The sequence below is a fragment of the Kurthia sp. FSL E2-0154 genome, from assembly GCF_038003625.1.
GTDB classification, from domain to species: Bacteria; Bacillota; Bacilli; order Bacillales_A; family Planococcaceae; genus Kurthia; species Kurthia gibsonii.
The window spans coordinates 2,732,558-2,752,009 of record NZ_JBBOPO010000001.1 but is presented as its reverse complement, the minus strand read 5'-3'; the positions used below and the strand labels follow the sequence as shown (position 1 = coordinate 2,752,009).

19 protein-coding genes are annotated in these 19,452 nt (G+C 35.4%); 1 reads left to right on the top strand and 18 read right to left on the bottom strand.

Translation table 11 applies throughout. The annotated features are described in order from the left end of the window. Window positions 1–47 precede the first annotated feature (47 nt). The 8 genes from MHB75_RS13775 to MHB75_RS13740 form a co-directional block, all read right to left on the bottom strand. The gene (locus tag MHB75_RS13775; RefSeq protein WP_340998318.1) at window positions 48–1,220 is read right to left on the bottom strand and encodes an MDR family MFS transporter; all 1,173 of its coding nucleotides are present in this window, start codon (window positions 1,218–1,220) and stop codon (window positions 48–50) included. Window positions 1,221–1,356: 136 nt separating this feature from the next. After that, window positions 1,357–2,118, bottom strand: coding sequence for an ATP-binding cassette domain-containing protein (locus MHB75_RS13770; protein ID WP_141273835.1), 762 nt, complete (start codon window positions 2,116–2,118; stop codon window positions 1,357–1,359). 15 nt (window positions 2,119–2,133) lie between these two features. Next, window positions 2,134–2,892, bottom strand: coding sequence for an ABC transporter permease subunit (locus MHB75_RS13765; protein ID WP_340998317.1), 759 nt, complete (start codon window positions 2,890–2,892; stop codon window positions 2,134–2,136). Between the two features lie 12 nt (window positions 2,893–2,904). Beyond that, entirely contained in the window at window positions 2,905–3,879 is a 975-nt protein-coding gene (locus tag MHB75_RS13760; protein WP_141273837.1) for an aliphatic sulfonate ABC transporter substrate-binding protein, read from the bottom strand. Window positions 3,880–3,919: 40 nt separating this feature from the next. Next, entirely contained in the window at window positions 3,920–4,732 is an 813-nt protein-coding gene (locus tag MHB75_RS13755; protein WP_340998314.1) for a VOC family protein, read from the bottom strand. After that, window positions 4,719–5,915, bottom strand: coding sequence for a M20 metallopeptidase family protein (locus MHB75_RS13750; protein WP_340998313.1), 1,197 nt, complete (start codon window positions 5,913–5,915; stop codon window positions 4,719–4,721). Before MHB75_RS13750 ends, MHB75_RS13755 begins: the two co-directional genes overlap by 14 nt. 202 nt (window positions 5,916–6,117) lie before the next feature. Continuing rightward, entirely contained in the window at window positions 6,118–6,585 is a 468-nt protein-coding gene (locus MHB75_RS13745; protein ID WP_340998312.1) for a DinB family protein, read from the bottom strand. A 20-nt stretch (window positions 6,586–6,605) separates the two neighbouring features. Then, entirely contained in the window at window positions 6,606–7,664 is a 1,059-nt protein-coding gene (locus MHB75_RS13740) for a nitric oxide synthase oxygenase (RefSeq protein WP_340998311.1), read from the bottom strand. A 399-nt stretch (window positions 7,665–8,063) separates the two neighbouring features. Between MHB75_RS13740 and MHB75_RS13735 the strand changes: the two genes are divergently transcribed. Continuing rightward, the gene (locus MHB75_RS13735) at window positions 8,064–9,560 is read left to right on the top strand and encodes a catalase (protein ID WP_340998309.1); all 1,497 of its coding nucleotides are present in this window, start codon (window positions 8,064–8,066) and stop codon (window positions 9,558–9,560) included. 432 nt (window positions 9,561–9,992) lie between these two features. Here MHB75_RS13735 and MHB75_RS13730 read toward each other — a convergent pair whose 3' ends face one another. The 10 genes from MHB75_RS13730 to MHB75_RS13685 all read right to left on the bottom strand — a co-directional run bounded on the left by MHB75_RS13730 (window position 9,993) and on the right by MHB75_RS13685 (window position 19,005). Next, entirely contained in the window at window positions 9,993–10,556 is a 564-nt protein-coding gene (locus MHB75_RS13730; RefSeq protein WP_340998308.1) for a 5' nucleotidase, NT5C type, read from the bottom strand. Between the two features lie 13 nt (window positions 10,557–10,569). Then, a complete protein-coding gene (locus MHB75_RS13725; RefSeq protein WP_340998651.1) occupies window positions 10,570–11,652 on the bottom strand; it encodes an FAD-dependent monooxygenase in 1,083 nt (360 codons plus the stop codon). A gap of 7 nt (window positions 11,653–11,659) precedes the next feature. Beyond that, window positions 11,660–12,754, bottom strand: a complete 1,095-nt coding sequence (ribD, locus tag MHB75_RS13720; RefSeq protein ID WP_340998307.1) for a bifunctional diaminohydroxyphosphoribosylaminopyrimidine deaminase/5-amino-6-(5-phosphoribosylamino)uracil reductase RibD — start codon at window positions 12,752–12,754, stop codon at window positions 11,660–11,662. Then, the gene (locus tag MHB75_RS13715; RefSeq protein ID WP_445667027.1) at window positions 12,717–13,475 is read right to left on the bottom strand and encodes a GTP cyclohydrolase II; all 759 of its coding nucleotides are present in this window, start codon (window positions 13,473–13,475) and stop codon (window positions 12,717–12,719) included. The genes ribD and MHB75_RS13715 overlap by 38 nt, the downstream gene beginning before the upstream one ends. A 341-nt stretch (window positions 13,476–13,816) precedes the next feature. Beyond that, window positions 13,817–15,109: an ABC transporter permease gene (locus MHB75_RS13710; RefSeq protein ID WP_340998302.1), complete on the bottom strand. Its 1,293-nt coding sequence runs from the start codon at window positions 15,107–15,109 to the stop codon at window positions 13,817–13,819. Further along, window positions 15,099–15,794 (bottom strand): ABC transporter ATP-binding protein, encoded by a 696-nt coding sequence (locus MHB75_RS13705; RefSeq protein ID WP_141273847.1) that lies wholly within the window; start codon window positions 15,792–15,794, stop codon window positions 15,099–15,101. Before MHB75_RS13705 ends, MHB75_RS13710 begins: the two co-directional genes overlap by 11 nt. A gap of 136 nt (window positions 15,795–15,930) precedes the next feature. Then, a complete protein-coding gene (locus MHB75_RS13700; protein WP_340998299.1) occupies window positions 15,931–16,311 on the bottom strand; it encodes a DUF4352 domain-containing protein in 381 nt (126 codons plus the stop codon). Continuing rightward, window positions 16,293–16,754 carry a hypothetical protein gene (locus MHB75_RS13695; RefSeq protein ID WP_340998298.1) on the bottom strand — a complete coding sequence of 154 codons (462 nt, stop codon included), beginning with the start codon at window positions 16,752–16,754 and terminating at the stop codon, window positions 16,293–16,295. The genes MHB75_RS13700 and MHB75_RS13695 overlap by 19 nt, the downstream gene beginning before the upstream one ends. An 88-nt stretch (window positions 16,755–16,842) precedes the next feature. Continuing rightward, window positions 16,843–17,292 carry a helix-turn-helix transcriptional regulator gene (locus MHB75_RS13690; RefSeq protein ID WP_141273850.1) on the bottom strand — a complete coding sequence of 150 codons (450 nt, stop codon included), beginning with the start codon at window positions 17,290–17,292 and terminating at the stop codon, window positions 16,843–16,845. A gap of 153 nt (window positions 17,293–17,445) precedes the next feature. Next, window positions 17,446–19,005, bottom strand: a complete 1,560-nt coding sequence (locus MHB75_RS13685; protein ID WP_340998295.1) for a sensor domain-containing diguanylate cyclase — start codon at window positions 19,003–19,005, stop codon at window positions 17,446–17,448. Window positions 19,006–19,452 lie beyond the last annotated feature (447 nt).

The following is a 19,452-nucleotide window of genomic DNA, read 5'->3' as shown; positions in this document are numbered from 1 at the left end:
GCTAGGATTTATGTATGAAATATACATAGCTCCTAGCCTTTTTATATTTAAGCTTCTTTTTTAACAAACGTCCAGTAATAGAATGGAATGCTACATAGCGTAATCGCCGCAATAATATGAAATACACCCATTTGAAATTGAATTAATAGCCATCCACCGAGAATTGGTCCTACAAAGCTACCAATATTTTTAAGCTGTGACGCACCGAGATACGTCGCTTTCCGGTCCTCTGGTGCAATCTCCTCAATGACGGCATTCATCATCGGGAATGCGAAAATCTCACCTATTGTAAAGAGAATCATCGCAATAATAAACATCGTCCAGCTCTCTGAAATATTAAATAATACAAAACCGATCGCAAAAAATACAATCCCTAAAATTAATGTTCGAATCGTTGAAATTCTTTCGCTAATCATACTCAGCGGTAACTGTAGAATGAGTACCGCAATCGCATTAACCGCAATTAGTACAGAATACAGTTTTACACCATCATCTAATGTCGCATTGACAAACTGTGGAAGTGTCGAATCAAACTGTGAGTAACCTACAGAAACTAAAATGCCTCCTGCAAGTAATAATAATAATTTTCGATCGGTGAAAACCACTTGAAATACAGCCGTAATACTTTTCGTTGTTTTGATTGTCGCTTGTGTCGCATATTTCTTCAAAATAAATACTAGTGCAAAACCATACAACGCGTACATAGCCGCTGTAATAATGAATGGAATTTGTGGGTTGGATAGCGCTGCTAACCAAACACCTACTAATGGTCCGATTACTGCTGCGATATTAATCGCTGTATAACGTACAGAAAATAAGCGACGGCGTTTTTCAGGCGTCGTATAATCCACCATCAATGCCTGTGTTGCAGGTTCAAAAAATGAACGACAAAGTCCATTCAATGCACTCAAAAATCCAAAAATCACGATAGATGTTGAAAGTGCAAAGCCTAAAAAAACAAGTGTCCAGCAAAAAACAGATAATAAAATAATAAGTTTTCGACCAAATCGATCGGTTAAATAACCTCCAAAAAAACCTCCAACCGTTGCAAGTAATGGCGCAAGACCGATGATTATACCAATTGTCACAGGTTCTGCATGTAACTCACTATGTAAGTAAAGCGCAAGAAATGGAATTGTCATAAAACTTGCGATACGGGTGAAGATTGTTCCTAATAAGATATTCCAAACGACGGGGTGAAAATATTGTATGACTTTCAAAATATCCCCTCCTCTATTATTTCAATAGTATATAAAGGAATAAAATGAAAATCTATCATTATTTCGACTGACAAAATATTTCTACGTGAAAATAAAAAGCCCGAAGTAGAAATTGCCTACTTATCGGACTTTTTATTTATTCATGATTTTGCATAATACGTGCTAAAATTTGTTTTTCTAGCTTTGTTAATTGTTCATCATCAAAACCACGTGGTCTTTTAGCATCGTTACGAATATCTAATGCAACAACACCATCTTCTATGAGAATAATGCGATCGCCTAATTTTACAGCTTCTTGTACATCATGTGTCACCAACATTGCTGTAAAGCCTTTTTCTAACCACAATTGTTCAATTAAATTTTGCATATCTAAACGTGTTAATGCATCTAGTGCACTTAACGGTTCATCAAACAATAATAAGTCTGGGTTATTTACTAAAGCTCGTGCTAATGCCACACGCTGTTGTTGACCACCTGAAAGATTAGAAGGCCATTGATCTTTAAAATCACTTAAACCTACTTGTTCTAATGTATGCGCTGCTTTTGTTTCCCAGTCTCCTGCTAAGCCAATCCCTACATTTTGAATTACTTTTTTCCAAGGTAATAAACGCGAATCTTGATACATCATTCGAACATTCGTTTTTGCTTCTTTAGGAGATAGGCCATCAAATTGAATTGTGCCAGAACTAGGTTGATCCAATCCAGCTGTCAAACGTAATAATGTACTTTTACCACTACCACTTTTACCGACAATTACTAGAAATTCGCCTCTTTCAATTGTGAGAGAAATTTCTTTTAAGACGGTTTTTTCACCAAATTTTTTCACGACTTGTTGTAGTGTGATTTCTACACCACTTTTTGATTTAACAGGTGTTATTGGACGAGCTGTGACGACCATGTATCTTCCTCCTTTTTAATAAGCCTTATGCCAACGCAAAGCCTTTTTTTCGCCAAATCTTGCTAATAAATCTGCTAATTTACCAAATAACGCATATAAAATAATCGTAATAATGATTATATCTGATTGCATAAATTGTTGAGCTGTTGTTGCTAGATAGCCAACTCCTCTTGTCGTTGCAATTGTTTCAGCTACAATCAATGTCATCCACATCACACCTAATGAATAACGTAAACCAACGAAAATAGATGGTAATGCACCTGGCAGTAATATCTCTTTAAATAATTTAAAGCCTTTTAATCCATACATTCTTCCCATCTCAATATAACCAGGATCAATATTTCGGATACCATGTAATGTATTAATATAGATTGGGAACATCACACCGATAGCTACCAAGAAAATTTTTGCTCCTTCATCAATACCAAACCAAATAATAACAAGTGGTACAAGTGCTAGATTCGGTACATTTCGAACCATTTGCAACGATGTATCTGTAAAAAGAAAGGAAAATTTTGAAAGTCCATTGGTAATACCTAAAATAAAACCAACTCCCCCGCCAATCAGTAAACCAATAAATGCTCTACCAAGACTTCCTTCTAAGTGATATAGTAAGTCTCCTGAAATAACTAATTGATAAAAGCTTTTCAGTACTGTTAAAGGAGCAGGAACCAGTTGTGTCGAGACAATTTGAAACTGTGTTACTAATTGCCATGCCCCAACAAATGCGATAGGGATTAGCCAAGGTATAATGCTCCACTTCTTTTCTTTCATTTGCCTCACTCCTTATTTGGTATCTTTGACACGTTCAGAAACATTAATTTTTTGTGGAATTAATCCTACTTTTGTATAGTAGTCTGCTTGCGCCTGTTGTGTTTTAATAATTTTTTCATCTAAACGATCTAAACCATAAGTACGGCGATCAATCGCACGCTTAATCACTTTTTCATTAATTCCTAAAGCTTTTGAAACTAACTTAACAACTTCAGGCTTATTTTTATTTGCCCACTCATCTGATTCAGCAATCGAATCTAAAATCACTTCAACTAATTCTGGGTGTTGCTGATTAAATTTTTCGTTTGCATAATAGAATGTACGATTCGGGTAGTCATAGTCTTTCCCTTCTGTTAAATTAACAGTATCTAAATCTGTTTCAGCTCCTGCAAAGAAAGGATCATACGTGCCAAGCGCATCAATTGCTTTCGTTTCAAAAGCTGTTCTTAATTGAGAAGCATCTTGTAGATAAACCCATTCAATATCATCGACTTTTAACCCAGCATCTTCCACTGCTAACATTGCTAGATAGTGATGATTTCCACCTTTTAATACACCTACTTTTTTACCTTTTAATTCTTTAATATTTTTAATGCCTGAATCTTTTAAAACCAGTAATCCAATACCCTCTGGATTTGGTTTATCTGCTCCTACATATACGAAAGGTTTGTTACCCGCTTGCGCTGTAATACCTGAACCATCAGCAGCATGACCAAAATCGATATTCCCTGTAAATAACCCTTCCAGTAAAGTTCCACCATGTGAAAATTCACGCCATTCTACTTTGTAACCTTTCTCTTTCAAGTTCTTTTCTAAATAGCCACTCTCTTTTAAAATGTTAATTGTATTTCCCTTTTGATAACCTATTTTCACAACTTTATCGCTATCTGCTGCAGCATCCGTATCTTTAGATTTTGAACCACATGCTGTGAGAACAAGTAATACAAGTGTAATGACTGTTAATAAAGTTAATTTTGTTTTCTTCATAAAAATCCCCTTTTCTTATAAAAATACTTGGTTTTAATATCTACTTTTTTAATAAATAACGGCCATTATGTGCTTCAAATAATTTTTCTTCATTGAATCCTTTTAAATTAATTTGAAAAGGTACTTCACCTTTTGTTAGCAATGTATTTTTAATGACACCTTCACCTACAGGTTCTGCGAAATACAATTCTCCTCCATTTAGAGGAATCGTTACAATCTTGGCTTGAAGTGTCTGGTCTACATATGTTTTACCAACTGGTTGTTTGAAATAACCACCCCAGCGTTTAGCTGTTTCTTCTGCATTTTCCACTACAAATACGACGCCTTCTAATGCTGTATTCGGTAGTTGCTGACCAATTACTCCCTGCTGAATTTGTTCATTACGGCGTTCCTCATTTGATTGATTCCATTGAATAACAAAAGGAAGTGGCAACTTATTATTTTCTTCACCTATATAAAGTAATTGCCAATGAATTTCGCTACCATCTGGTCTTTTTCGAAACATTGCATCTGGCCCTGTAACGGTTAGACCTGCTTCTTTAAAATGTGCTGCTGCTTTTTGAATATCATCCGTACGAATTGCGAATCTTACAAGACTTTCTTCAAAATCTTGCTCAATAATTGTTTCCATCATACTATGACGTGCTGGATTACTCTTACGTACAAGTTCTTCGTCATATACACCAAGATATTCAATGTAACTTAAATCAAAATAGCTTAATGCATTATACGTCCCTCGCCCTTCATGTCTTCCTCCTTCAACTGCATGAATATTTTGTTCATTTAGTTCATGGATAAACGCTTCTGGTTGATTCAAAAAGTGTACAATATGGTCAAATTCAAATTTCGGCATGAACTTCTTCCTCCTTTAGTACATAATGTGCTGCAATTTTTAAAAATGTTTGTTGCATATTTAGTAATGCTTTTTCATCAAAGTCGAATTTAGGGTGATGATGCGAAAATTGTGTACTCTCCTGCTCATTGTGAGCACCTACTCTAAAGTATGTTCCTGGTCTTTCTAATAAATAATAAGAAAAATCTTCAGCTCCCATAACTGGTTGAAGCGCTTTTACTTGTAAATCTGAAGCAAGCTGTGTAACTAATTCAGATTCTACTGGATGATTATACAGTGCTGGATAACCATTTATGTATTCTAAATCGTACGTTGCATGCGCTCCTTCAGCTGCTTTTGACACAATTAACTCAATCTCTTCTTGGATTTTGGTGCGTACATCATTTGTCATTGTACGTACTGTACCTTCGATTACAGCAGAATCTGCAATAATATTAAATGCACTCCCTGACTGAAAAATTCCCACAGTAACAACCGCTGGTGAGAAAGGATCGATTCTTCTCGATACAATTTGCTGCAAGTCACTAATTATTTTAGAACCGAGTACAATTGCATCTTTTGTTTCATGTGGTCTTGCACCGTGACCTCCTAATCCCTGTAATGTAATCTTAAACCGATCAACTGCAGCCATTTGATAGCCTGCTCCAATTGAAATAGTTCCTGTAGGTTCAGAAGTATCAAGGTGTGCACCGAAAATGACATCCACACCTTCAAGTGCTCCTTCTTCAATCATAAATTTCGCACCGCCTGGTGGTAATTCTTCTGCCGGTTGAAAAATAAATACGATTGCGCCATGTAGCTGTTCTTTACATTTAGAAAGTACTTTTGCAAATCCTAAGAGAGCAGCACTATGTCCATCATGTCCACAAGCGTGAGAAACACCGTCATTTTTTGATTTATATGCTACATCTTTTAAATCTTGAATCGGTAATGCATCAAAATCTGCTCGAAACGCAACGACTGGACCAACTGACTTCCCTCTTAATGTAGCGACAATACCATGACCACCTATATTTTCTTTTATATCTAAAGGTAACTTTTTTAATTCATTTAGGATAAATTGTGATGTTTTTTTCTCTTTAAAAGATAATTCGGGGTGCTGATGTAAATACCTTCTCCACTCAATTACTTCTGGTAACTGCTCCTCAAGCTGAAATTGCACTTTTTGAATCGCTTCATTCATATGAAATCCCCTTTTAATTATTATACTTATCAATTTACTAGGTTTTAATATAATTCGTATCATAATATAAAGAATAAATAAAAACAACCTTTTTATCCAAATTTTATAAAATGATTTATTTTTCTTAATTTAAAATAAAAGAATACTTTTATAACACTAAAAAGAGAAACCATCTGTTTACAATGATTTCTCTGAATTTCTCTTAATGCTTTTCTAAATATCTATCAATTTGTCGAAAATGTTTTTCGTCGTGCTCAATTAATTGTTGAAAGTATTGCACCATCGTTTGTTCTTTTTGAACAATTTTCACGACTCTGCGCCAGCTTTTATCAGACATCTGCATAATCTGTGTAATTAACATTTTTCTTACTTGAATAAAATAACGTAATATTTCATATGTTGGAATTTGACAAATATCCTTCATATACTTTTCAATGTGTACATCAATATTATAAATAGGAGAGACTGGAATACCCTGGATTAAATGCGGTAATCGTTTTTTCAAAATAAACTGGTCCCAAGCAGTTAGATGACCTATTATTTCAAATATACTCCACTTATCTACTTCCATCGGTATGCGTAGTAGATAATCTGACAAATCAATATAACGAATTACTCTTTGAATACTCCCACGCATCAAAGTAATAATTCGTTCTTTACTGTAAATCATGTTTCTATTCCTTTCGAAAACTATTTTTCTAGGTGAAATGGCTTCTGTTGATAGACATATTTTGGTGATTTTTTTGTATTATTATAAGGACGATGAAAGATGTGTGTAGTTGCAGGTGACAAAGGTGGAATTAGCCATGTCCAGTTCCCTGTCACATCACGACCTTCTTTTTCTTCTTGTTGTTCAAATAATTGAAACTGCTGTGCTGCTGTGTGGTGATCAACAATGCTCACACCCGCTTGTTTATAAGATTCTAGCACTGCATAATTCAACTCAACTAGCGCGCGGTCTTTCCATAGCGTATGCGCTCTTTTGGCTTCAATACCAATCGCTTCTGCTACTTGTGGTAAAAAGTTATAACGATCTTCATCTGCTAAATTACGTGCGCCAATTTCTGTTCCCATATACCAACCATTGAATGGTGCCGCTTCATATGTAATACCGCCAACTTCATATCCCATATTTGAAATAATCGGAACCGCATACCAGCGCATACCAATTTGTTCTACTTTAGGATACTGACTATGTGTGATTGGAACTTCTAAAATAGCATCTTTCGGAATCGGGAACATTTTAGGAGGTCTATCATCCACTTGAATAACAAGTGGTAGAACATCATATGGCTGATTTCCCATAGGAAAGCCCAGTTTATGAAACTTTTTAGTTACATCAAGTGATACCGTATCACCAATTACCTGTCCGTCTTTTTCATAACCTGCATATCGAATTAATTGATCGTTCCAAATACGCACACGTCCAGGTGCAAAAATAGAAATCGTTGGACGAATTTTCCCATCATTTGTTGCATAGCGAATATGGTTGACTAGCGCTTCAAAAATTTCTTCTTCATCTTCTAAATGTCTATGATCGAACACATGTAGACTATTCCAAAATAAGCGACCAATACACTTATTGCTGTTGCGCCACGCAACTTTTGCGCCATAAACCAGTTCTTCTTCTGTATGAGTATATGTACCTGTGCTTATAATTTCTTCTTCTATCTCCTTTAAGCGTTGCTCAATTGGTTTCTTCATTTCTTTTCCGAATTGTTTTATAAAAGCACGTGCTTTTTCCAACATATAGAACACCTCATTTCATACTTTACCTATCATAAAATAATCTACTGTGAGATAAAAGACTAATTTAACTAATTCGAAAGATGTACTTTAAATACTTGTAAACATTTGTCCATATTTTCAATTACATCTTTTTTCTCATTTAATTGAGAATAATAAATAAATCATTTACAAAACTACTTATATTATAATTCGCAAAAATACATTTTTCTTTTAAATAAATGTTTATTTATGTTGTAAATAGGGAATACTAATCGAGATGATATTTTATTTATACGAATTCCTTAAATAGAATGATTATTATTTACTTTTAATTATAATGTATGTTACAGTATGTTTATAGCTTGTTATTGTCTACAGTTCGCTGTAGAAATCTTATAAATTTTCAGGAGGTATTATTTTATGACAGAAAACAAAAATACAGACCATCAACGCTTAACAACTGCGACAGGTACACCTGTTGTAAGTCACTCAAACAGTATGACTGCCGGTAAACGCGGTCCTATTCTTTTACAAGATGTATTTTTAATTGAAAAACTAGCAAACTTTAATCGTGAAGTAATCCCTGAGCGTCGAATGCACGCAAAAGGTTCAGGTGCATTCGGTACATTCACTGTAACAAACGATATTACAAAATATACAAAGGCAAAAATTTTCTCAGAAGTAGGGAAGCAAACAGAGATGTTCGCTCGTTTCTCAACAGTAGCAGGCGAACGTGGTGCAGCAGATGCTGAACGTGATATTCGCGGTTTCGCTTTGAAATTCTATACTGAAGAAGGAAACTGGGATATGGTCGGAAACAATACACCTGTATTCTTCTTCCGTGATCCACTTCACTTCCCAGATTTAAACCACGTTGTTAAACGTGATCCAAAGACAAATATGAAAAATGCGAATTCTAACTGGGACTTCTGGACAATGTTGCCTGAAGCTTTACACCAAGTAACAATTGTTATGTCTGACCGTGGTATTCCAAAAGGTTTCCGTAACATGCATGGTTTCGGTTCTCATACGTATTCAATGATTAATGCAAATAATGAACGTGTTTATGTAAAATTCCATTTCCGCACACAACAAGGAATTGAAAACTACACAAATGCAGAGGCTGCTGAAGTAGTAGGACAAGACCGTGAATCATCTCAACGTGACTTATTTAACGCGATTGAAAAAGGTGATTTCCCGAAATGGAAAATGTACATCCAAGTGATGACTGAAGAACAAGCGCGTAATCATCCTGACAACCCATTCGACTTAACAAAGGTCTGGTATAAAGCAGACTATCCATTAATTGAAGTTGGAGAATTCGAATTAAATCGTAACCCTGAAAACTACTTTGCGGATGTAGAGCAAGCAGCATTTGCACCATCAAATGTTGTACCAGGTATCTCATTCTCACCTGACCGTATGTTACAAGCTCGTTTATTCGGGTATCAAGATGCAGCACGTTATCGTTTAGGTGTAAATCATCACCAAATCCCTGTTAATACACCAAAATGCCCATTCATGGTGTATCACCGTGATGGTCAAGGTCGTGCAGATGGTAATCGTGGCTCTACAATCTCGTACTTCCCTAACAGCTATGGTGCGTTACATCCACAACCAGAATATAAAGACCCTGCACTTGAATTAGATGGACCAGCAGATATTTATGACTTCCGTGAAGACGATGATAACTACTTCGAGCAACCAGGTAAGTTATTCCGTCTGATGAATGATGATCAAAAACAACAATTATTCAATAATACTGCTGAAGATATGGCTCCTGTTGAAGATTTCATCAAAGAACGCCATATTATCCACTGCTACAAAGCAGACCCCGCTTATGGTGAAGGTGTAGCCAAAGCATTGGGTATGGATATTTCAAAAATTGACTTGAATAAAGAGATTAAATACTTCTAATAAAGTTAAAAAGAGAGCTTGGATTAATGTTCAAGCTCTCTTTTTCTAATGGATTATTTATTTTAAATGATAAAATAACGGAAACAAATTTTTAAGGGGTGAAATGAATTGAGCGAAACACCATATAATCATTTAGAAAACGCCACATTTGAGACACTCATGTAATTGCTTGAATCGGTCATGAAATTGAATTTACTTATAAGAATAAAGAATACTTTATTTCAAATTTCCAAGAGGGCCGATCATTAATCGTAGATTCAGAAGAAATATGCGATTATACACATGATAACCATCAATTTGTGCAAATAGCCAAAATTAATGGTATAACCATTGAGGAGTTATTTAGAAAACATAGCGATGAAATCGAGTTCGGTACAATTTATTAATAAATAAAAAGTGCTTTAGCATTTTCCTATGCTAAAGCACTTTGTACTATTTCACCAAATCTTTAAATTCATTCCACTGATATAAACGTGGATAACGCGTCGCATCTTGATTATATGATTGATCTTTAATTAATAACATTGTATCAATGCCAACTAATGTATCGAGTACAACTGGTTTATCATCAATATAGTAGTCGAGATGTAGATTACGAATTGTATCAATCTTTTCGTGGTCTTCCATACCACAGAAGAACCTGGCATCTATTACCGGAAATCCTTGCGCCTTCATCCATTCACGTGTTTTTTCACAATAGTGTTTTGGACGTGCTGTCACATAAAATACTTCATGTCCGGCAGCTACTAAACCATTCACTACTTCTTTTGCCATATCAAAAGAGGGACAGTTTGTGAAATAGATGTCTTCCATTGTATCTTGCCACATCTTCTTACCTTCTTCATTCGTTAAATCAAATAAAGAATGAATCGCTACGGTTTTCAATTGCTCAAACGCTTCAATCGAAGCTTTTCGCCCTAACTTTTCTTCATATAAATAAAAGGCATGTCGACGTAAATCAATTAATGTATCGTCAATATCAAAACCAAATCGCATCGAACTTCCCCCTTTATACATGTACTAAAAACTGCGCTGCAAATTGTTGTTCTTTCTCTCTTTGTAGCGCCTGTAATTTTGTTACCTCATCCTTGCGTTGACGCTCACATGTAAGTAACTCGAGTCGTTGAATTGTTTGTTCATCAATCAATTCAGCTAATGCCACAGCATCCTTTAACGCTTCATTTAGACCATATGCGCCTGTTGGTGTCATCGTATGTGCAGCATCACCCATTAAAGCGAGTCCTTCTGCTCCCCAACACTCTGTTTGACTACTAAATACGTCAAGCACGACAAAATCCTGCCAAGACTGTATATGCAACTGTACTGCTTCACGCAAATCTGGAAAAGCCTCTACTAACTTCGTAATAAATGGTTCAAACGGTTGTTTTCTTAGTTCCCCGTAACTACCTTCTTCGATATGCCATCCGATTTGTACATATCCGTTCGTTTGTGCAAATAACGCAATTTGCATCCCCTCAACAAGAGCCATTTTTATAACGGGTTCATAATTTATTGGTGCTGGAATACGCGCCCACAATAAATCAAAACCATGTTTACGAATTGTCGGGTGAATCTGTGCTTTTTTTCGTACAGTCGAATAGCGTCCATCCGCTCCAATTACTAAATGGCTCATGACCGTCAGTTCCATATCACCTTGTTTTGCTTTCACACCAATATAACGTCCCTCGTCATTTTGCAGTAATTCTGTTACGCGTGTATTGAGCTGATATTCAAATGTTGGATAAGCCTCTGCTTGCTCTAAAATCGCTTCAAGTAGATGTGCTTGTGGCACATGAATACCTAAATGCCCCACCATTTCATTTGGGAAAATCGTTTTAAATTTCTCACCTTTTTGCCAATACTCTACCGCTTCCATCTTTAATAAACCACGTTTTTCAACAGCTTCATAAAGTTCAAATGACTTTAAGATTGTTTCACCATCTTCATTAATATGTTCACCACGAAAAGCACGGGCTAATTTGTTTGTACGCTCTAATAAGAGTACATGAATCCCTTTTTTCGCAAGTAAGTAGGCGAGTAGCATCCCACCAGGTCCACCGCCTACAATACTTATATCTACTTCTTTATACATTCGTTGTTCAATCCTTCTTTGGATACGCAATAATGCGTAAATCTTCTCCAATTTGCTCCACTTGATCAAATGATAATGGCATCGCTTCATCAATTGTCTCAACATCATCACCTGTAAATGGTGTAATCGAATGACGACCACCCAATATTTTCGGTGCAATATAGACAATCATTTGGTCAATCAAGCCTTCACGCAAGAATGATGCATTAATCGTGCCGCCACCTTCAACAAGTAAATCTGTAATTCCTTTTTCATAAAGTACTAGTAAAACTTCTTGTAAGTTTAGTTTGTCATTCTTTATAGATGCATAGATGAACTCTACACCTGGATATTCTTTCGTACGCGCTTCATTTTCTTTAGATGTCACAATAATTGTACGTGCAACAGTAGTATCAACGATTTGTGCATCTGTTGGTGTACGTAATTGACCATCTAATACAACACGTACAGGGTTTCGTCCCTCACATCCGTCTGCTAGACGCGTTGTTAATGCTGGATTATCATTCAAAACTGTCTGACTACCAACAAGAATTCCATCTACTTCATGACGCAATTCGTGCACATTAGCACGTGCTGCTTCGCCCGTAATCCACTGTGAATGTCCATTATAAGTCGCGATTTTTCCATCTAATGTCATCGCAAATTTTGAACGCACAAAAGGAAGCCCTGTCAGCATATTATGAATAAAACGTTCATTTAAACGACGGGATTCTTCTTCTAGTAAACCGACTTCCACTTCGATTCCGGCATCACGAAGTAAGCGAATACCCCGACCAGCTACTTCTGGATTCGGATCTTGCATCGCTACAACAACACGTTTCACGCCTGATTCTTTTACTAAATTTGCGCAAGGAGGTGTTTTACCGTAATGCGAACAAGGTTCAAGTGTTACATACAATGTTGCGCCTTTCGCATGATCTCCTGCCATACGAAAAGCATGTACCTCTGCATGTGGTTCTCCTGCTTTTCGATGTAACCCTGTACCAACGATGACACCATCTTTTACAATAACAGCCCCAACAAGTGGGTTCGGGTTTGTGTTACCTTTTGCGCTCGCTGCCAGCTCAATCGCGAGATTCATGTAATACTGATCGTTCTGCATTATCGACACCACCCTCACCTAAGATATGGCCTGCTTTTTTCACTTTTGTTTCTAAATAGTAACGGTTGCTATCTGTTGCTCCACCCCATAAAGGAATATGCCCTTTTGCAGATAAACCATGTGATTTTAACGCTTCTAACTTTTTCGGATTATTCGTAATCAGTGTTACAGGTTTTTGACGTAACACTTCAAGTACTTTAATCGCATCCTCATAAGAACGTATATCATCTTCAAAACCTAGTTCATGATTCGCCTCTACCGTATCAAGACCATCATCTTGTAATAAATAAGCAAGGGATTTAGAGAATAGACCGATTCCACGCCCTTCATGGTCAGCTAAATAGAAAATCGCACCACAACCATGTTCGACAATCATTTTCATCGATTCATGTAATTGATAGCCACAGTCACAACGTTGACTACCAAAGATGTCCCCAGTATGACAAATACTATGCATACGAATAATTGCATCTTCAGAATTCGCAAAATCACCATATACGAGTACAGATGACTGTTGTCCGAAAGCTAGATTCATAGATGGTAGTAGTTCAATCATTTCTTCTTTTGATACAGATGACGGAATATTTTTCCAACAATACCACTGAAATGTTGCTTCAAAATCACCCTGTTTGATTGGTAAGCGAATAGGACCTACAACGTTTAATTTTTCATTTTCGTTACGTTCTGTAAATTGGATTTTATTTAAAATTTTATTGTTGATTGTCACATGAATTCCCTCATTACAATTTTATTTTTTTAATCATTGTCTGTGATTTAATTTAAATAAGGCGCCATCATTTGTCTAGTAATTTGACCTGAACATATGGATTACCTCATAATAAATATTCTACCCTTTTAGCAATAAAAAAGCTTGAATTTAAAATCATAGTTTCCTTATAAAGGAAGTAAACGATTGAGACGGAAGTATTTTCAACAGAGAACATCTCGAGGCTAGGACTAAATATTTTATTTTTCTTTTTAAAGTTCACAACAAAAAAGCCAGAACCACGCTACAGCGCGATTCTGATTTTTCTTATGCTTATGTGTCAAGTCTCTTCATTTTTAATCTTGACGTAAAGCTTGAATAACATCAATTTTTGTTGCTTTTCTTGCAGGTCTCCAACCAGATAGAATAGCTACACCAATACTAATTGCAGCCGCAATCACGACTAACTGCCATGGAATCGCTGAAAATTGAATCTCTGTTGTTAAGAATTCTTTTTCATTTGTTGCCATATACAAGATTTTCGGAATCGCATAGTTCGCTGTAAAACTTACAATATATGAAATAATAACCGCAATGACTGTTCCAATCACACCAATGTAAGCACTCTCCATCACGAACAGACGCTGAATTAGCTTTGGACTAGCACCAATCGCCTTCATAACACCAATCTCACGTGTTCGTTCTGTCACAGCCATCGTCATCGTATTAAAAATCCCAATAGATGCAATCAAAATTGCAATCGTTCCAACAAAGATTAACCCTGCTTTTAGCGCTAAGAATAATAAGTTCATTTCTTCTAATTGTTGTGAAACTGTATAGGTTGCGTAACCTTCGTCTTGCAAGGCTTTATTAATCGCCGTCACCGCTTCAAGATCCGTCGCATAAACAGCCGTTGTACGATAAATCATCTCTTCCGCTTTAAGCTTTTTACCATAAAGTGTTTTTAAATCTTGTACAAGTGCTTCTTCGTTTTCTTTACTAATTCGGATTGTTCCATCTTGTTCCCATTCTTTTTTAGGCTTTGGTCCCACACCTTCAATTGTAAATGTGCGTGTTACTTTTTTCTTCGTTTCTTCATTTTTCCAATTAAGTGTGATTTTCTTTCCAATCATACTTTCTTGAATCCCTATATTAATTTTTGATGCATCTTTCTCTTTCTCTAACTTTTTCTCATCTTCTTTTGACAGCAAGATTTGTGCAACATTATAACCCACGACTACACCATCTGCTTTTTCTGGATATGTACCTTTTGATAATTTTAAATTGGCTTTTTCATTTTCTTTAAAATCCGTTAAGATGACTTCCGGACTTCCTTTATACGCATCAATATTTGCTTCTAAATTACCCGTTTGAATGAGCGTGTTCATCGTCACCGCATTCACATTTTTCATCTTTTTAATTTCAGTTGGTTCAATTTCCTTATTGCCATTATTATATACTTCGATGCGTGTTAGTGTATCATCTGATAATACTTCTTTTTTCAATGAATTTTGTAAACCAAATGCGACGGAAGCAAGTACGATTAAGAACGCACAGCCCATTGTAGTCGCTAAAATTGTCGTGAAAATACGCATACGATTCTTTTTTACATGTTGTCTCACAAAATCTAATTGATCTTTAAACTGCACTGTAAATCGCCTCCTGTAATTGCCCGTCATGCATACGGTATTTTTTATGTGCACTATTCGCTACTTCTTCATCATGTGTAATGATGACAAAAGTTAAATCGAATGATTGATTCAATGATTGAATAAGCTCTAGAATCTCTTTTTCTGTTTCTGAATCTAAACTCCCTGTTGGTTCATCTGCCAAAATAATCGATGGATTCGTTACGAGTGCACGCGCAATACATACACGTTGTTGCTGTCCACCAGATAATTCATTGGGGTAGTGATCAAGTACTTCATTCAAACCCACGCGCTCCATTATTTTTCGTACAGTTTGAAAACGAGTGTTCTTTCCCATCCCTTGAATTTTAAGAGGTAATTCAATATTTTCAAAAGCCGTTAACCCTGGCATCAATTGAAAATTTTGAAAGATGAAACCTACATTTTTCAAGCGAAATTTTGCATGCTCTGCTTCTGATAAATGCGTTGTATCTTTATGATTTAAAACTATCTTGCCTTCATCTGGTTTTAAAAATCCAGCAATCGTATTTAATAAAGTCGACTTCCCTGAACCACTCTTTCCGATAATTGCGACGATTTCACCCGATTCGACTTGAAGATTTACATCTTTTAAAACAGGTACTTGTCGCTCTTGACCTTTTTTACCAATCGAAAATGTATGGCATATATTCGTTAATGTAATCATGTTCATAGCTCCTTCTTTTCTTTGTTATCTTCAGTATAGGAAATAAATCTTAATAATTAAGGAGGATAAAAATGAAGATTTTCTTAAGAAAAGAAAAAAGCCTATCTGATAAAAAATCACATAGACTTTTAGCTTATTATTTTTTTATAACCTCCATATTCATCTCATGTGAGAACTGAATTGGTTTTTTCTGATTGACCATCGTCATTTCAAAAGTTAAATCGAGTTTTTTTGTATCCTTCGGGACTACTTCAAATGCCATCACGCCTCTCGTTCCTTTATTTGGTTCTAGTGAACGAGCAAGGCGAATAGATTGATCGAGTACTTCATACTTAGATGGTATTTCTTTCCCATCTGCATAGAGTTTAATAGACGAGTCATTCAAATAAATACGTACATCATTTTTATTGTATAAAAATAAATAAATGCGTGTACTTTTTGGATACATGCGCACCTTATCTACTTCAACATGTACATTCCCAAAATTACCTTGTTCATTTATTTCAACATTGACCATATTCGGACTCTTTTCACTTTCTTCGATAATGACTTCTTTCGTCCGAATCTCTCCCCCCCTTGTACACTTAAATCCTGATTTTCTTTATAGATACCTGTAATTTCTCCTTCAAAACGAATGTAGGACTGTTCCGCTAATGCTTCTTTTTTATCTGTCTCAACAATAACTACACTTATTGTATATTCACCCTTTTTTAATAAAATGACTGAGTAAACACCTTTTCCATTAATATATTTTGAATCATCTACTAAACCCTCAGCTTCAATTGAATGACCGACATAGTTTTTTGGATTTTTTATCATGTGTTCATAGTCGATTTCTTTTGTTTCCTTTTGAACTGGTTGTTGCTGTTTATTTTTATGTTCTAAAAAGGAGTCCAAAAAATAAATTGATATACCCACTATTAATATCACACGAATCGTTATGATGATCCTTTTCTTCATTTTATTTGTCCCCCTTTCAATTCTTTACCCATTAAATAAATAAAAACCTCTCTTTTTCAACTGATGTTTGAAAAAGAAAGGCTTAAATTTAAAAAATATGCTTTTGGAATTCTTCTAATGCGATATCTTTAGAGAATGTATAAAAAATAATACGGCCCTCTGAATTTAAAATGCGAAAACACGTGTGCACAAGGTTTTGTTGGATGCGCCAATTCGTCTTATTCTCAATTGTACGCCACCATAACTTATCATTCACTTCATTTTTATCTGCGTGAATCAATCCTTCATTCGCAATTAATGAAATAAACATAAGTGGGTTGCCACCTAGCGCTGTTTGTAAAATCATGCTGTTTCGAAAAAGTGTACATACAGCGACAGCTACTGTCCAACCACATTCAATGCGTTGTTTTTCAATTTGAACCAGTGTTTTTTTAGAGATTCCTAAAATATCTGCCATCTGCTCTTGGGTGTAATTGTATTCTGTTCGAATTAATTTCATCTTTTGGGAAACAATCGTAATCATTTCTTCACGTTTCATACTCTCACCTTTTCTATAGTGTGTAACTTTACACTGAAACATCATTTTATCGAACTGTTTTTTGAAAGTCCAATCCTTCGTATAAGAAAAGCAGAAAAGACACCTATTTTATATACTTCATCTAATTTTTTCCCCTTGTTCATTGCTATTGTCTTAGTTCGATTTCCTTACTTGATTACGTCCATTTTGTTTCGCTTCATATAAAAGTTGATCTGCTTTCTTTAAGACACCATTTCCTTCTACTCCATCACCTAGACATTCTGCCACACCTGCTGAAATATGAATTGGTAGTGAGGTCGGGCTATTTGTTTGTTCAAAGTACTGTCGTAATTCTTCTGCTCGTTCATAGGCCACATCAACCGAAGCACCCGGTAATAAAATAACAAACTCTTCACCACCGAAACGATAGCATGAATCGGTCGTTCTTACATGTTGTAACATAGCTGCTGCGATAAAACGAAGAACTTCGTCGCCCACATCATGTCCATATGTGTCATTTACATTTTTAAAATGATCGACATCAAACATAATGACTGCATAACTTTTTTGTTCCTTCGTCCAAGACATTAAACGATCATCCAGTGTTCGTCTATTATATAAACCTGTTAATCCATCGCGTTCTGACTTACCTGTTAACTCCAATACTTGTTCATGTAAATGACTAAAACTTTGAATAAGCGCTTCTTTCAATTGAATCACTTCATAGTACCAAGCCTGAACAGAACGGAAATTATTTTCCTCATCATTCAATTTACTGCTCTCTGTCAACTGAGCTAACCGTTGAAGCGGTTTTGCAATTCGGTATGATAGGAAAATAACAATAATTAAAGAAATAGCTAAGAACGGTAGTGCAATTAAAAACATCTGCTTGAATAATTGTTTAGCCGGCGCTTCAACTGCAGAAGCAGGTCGTTGTGCGATAACCATCCAGTCTGTATTTTCAACATGTGCATAACCTGCAAAAGCAATTTGATTCTCTGTATTCTCTCCTTTAACAACACCTGTTGTTTTTTTGTGAATCGCCATATTTATAATGTCATTATCAGGTAAATCACGCGCAATATTTTTCTTTCGCTCATCATAAATAATTGTACCATCTCGATCGACAACATAGACCGTTGATTGACCATCATATGGATGTGCACCTAATAATTTATACAAAATATTTTTTTCTTTTAAATAAATCGTGCCACCAATTAAACCAAGATATTCATTTTTCTCTGAAAAGATAGGTGTCGTTACAAAAACGATCAACCGACCACTCACACTCGTATAAGGTTGAGAAATCATGGGCTTTTGTTCTTTAATCGCTTTTTTCGTTGCTTCAGCTGTTAATTTTACACCAACTAAATCTAACGATTGTGGAGACGTTGCGAGAACAACTGCTTTCTTATTAACAATTGCAATCGAGTTGAATGCACTCGTCTGATTTCGTATAAAATCTGCATGTTTTTCTAAATATGATTGGTCATCTATACGTTCTGCAATATACTTCGCATTAACCTTTAAAATTTTCTGTTGCTCTGCTAAATAATTATTAGCCGTCTCTGCTACTTTTTGAGCATATACTCGATTTGTAACCATCGCACTTTCACCCAAGTTCGCTTTATTCAATTTATAACCGCTCCAAATTGATACGATACTTGTCAAAATAAATGATAGTAAAGTCACGCTGATGATAAGATACTGTAGTTTTATTTTATTATTTTTCATTTCATCGTCTCACTTCTTTTTTACTATTTCCTTTAATTATAAAATATTCCAATTATAATTGAAAACACTTTAAAACTTATTTATACTATTATATTGTAATTTATGTTCATTTTTATTATTTTTAGTAAATTTATGTTGAAGAATTTCCTTTTTCATCCTATAATTCAAATATGGAGTAGAATACTAGGATTTAGTCCCCCTTTTATTCTATTCAACAGACTAGCATTATCTAGTTGCTAGTTTTCAAGTGCATGTTCTACGTATTTAGATCAGAACTATTCCCCAAGTAGTGCTGTAATCCTTCTAAATATCGCACGACTATGTAGAACTCTCCTTAATATTATGGAAAAAGACTATCTGCATGAGGTAGTCTTTTTTATTTTTATATTCTTACCATTTGCATTCTTTTTAATAAGTGGAGTACTCTTTTAGTAAGTTATACATTAT

Bases quoted from the DNA above. Each gene is read 5' to 3' on its own strand.
- MHB75_RS13750 (WP_340998313.1), bottom strand. From the start codon at position 5,915: ATGAATGAAGCGATTCAAAAAGTGCAATTTCAGCTTGAGGAGCAGTTA.
- MHB75_RS13740 (WP_340998311.1), bottom strand. From the start codon at position 7,664: ATGTTGGAAAAAGCACGTGCTTTTATAAAACAATTCGGAAAAGAAATG.
- MHB75_RS13685 (WP_340998295.1), bottom strand. From the start codon at position 19,005: ATGAAAAATAATAAAATAAAACTACAGTATCTTATCATCAGCGTGACT.
- MHB75_RS13770 (WP_141273835.1), bottom strand. From the start codon at position 2,118: ATGGTCGTCACAGCTCGTCCAATAACACCTGTTAAATCAAAAAGTGGT.
- MHB75_RS13725 (WP_340998651.1), bottom strand. From the start codon at position 11,652: ATGTATAAAGAAGTAGATATAAGTATTGTAGGCGGTGGACCTGGTGGG.
- MHB75_RS13760 (WP_141273837.1), bottom strand. From the start codon at position 3,879: ATGAAGAAAACAAAATTAACTTTATTAACAGTCATTACACTTGTATTA.
- MHB75_RS13695 (WP_340998298.1), bottom strand. From the start codon at position 16,754: ATGAAGAAAAGGATCATCATAACGATTCGTGTGATATTAATAGTGGGT.
- MHB75_RS13745 (WP_340998312.1), bottom strand. From the start codon at position 6,585: ATGATTTACAGTAAAGAACGAATTATTACTTTGATGCGTGGGAGTATT.
- MHB75_RS13730 (WP_340998308.1), bottom strand. From the start codon at position 10,556: ATGCGATTTGGTTTTGATATTGACGATACATTAATTGATTTACGTCGA.
- MHB75_RS13705 (WP_141273847.1), bottom strand. From the start codon at position 15,794: ATGATTACATTAACGAATATATGCCATACATTTTCGATTGGTAAAAAA.
- MHB75_RS13765 (WP_340998317.1), bottom strand. From the start codon at position 2,892: ATGAAAGAAAAGAAGTGGAGCATTATACCTTGGCTAATCCCTATCGCA.
- MHB75_RS13735 (WP_340998309.1), top strand. From the start codon at position 8,064: ATGACAGAAAACAAAAATACAGACCATCAACGCTTAACAACTGCGACA.
- ribD (WP_340998307.1), bottom strand. From the start codon at position 12,754: ATGCAGAACGATCAGTATTACATGAATCTCGCGATTGAGCTGGCAGCG.
- MHB75_RS13755 (WP_340998314.1), bottom strand. From the start codon at position 4,732: ATGCCGAAATTTGAATTTGACCATATTGTACACTTTTTGAATCAACCA.
- MHB75_RS13690 (WP_141273850.1), bottom strand. From the start codon at position 17,292: ATGAAACGTGAAGAAATGATTACGATTGTTTCCCAAAAGATGAAATTA.
- MHB75_RS13700 (WP_340998299.1), bottom strand. From the start codon at position 16,311: ATGGTCAATGTTGAAATAAATGAACAAGGTAATTTTGGGAATGTACAT.